Genomic DNA, 231 nt, shown 5'->3' on the forward strand with positions numbered 1-231 from the left:
GGGAAGTATGGGGGCCGATCTAGACAAGAAGTTGCAGAACATCTGTTAGAGATGGTTGGATTGGACAAGGAAATGGCTTTGGGACTCCCCGGTGAATTGAGTGGTGGTCAGAAGCAAAGGGTCAACATCGCTAGAGCGCTCAGCATTGAACCTTCTCTTCTCATTTGTGATGAACCAACAGCTAGCTTAGACGTTACTGTTCAAGTTCAAATCTTGCAATTGTTGAAGCAG

At 46.3% G+C, this 231-nt stretch carries 1 protein-coding gene; it reads left to right on the forward strand.

The features are described from left to right. Positions 1 to 231: ATP-binding cassette domain-containing protein (locus AOA59_RS08880; RefSeq protein ID WP_143522766.1), on the forward strand; the 231-nt coding region annotated here is incomplete at both ends.

It is taken from the genome of Pseudomonas sp. 2822-15 (assembly GCF_002742515.1).
Classification (GTDB): Bacteria; Pseudomonadota; Gammaproteobacteria; order Pseudomonadales; family Pseudomonadaceae; genus Aquipseudomonas; species Aquipseudomonas salomonii.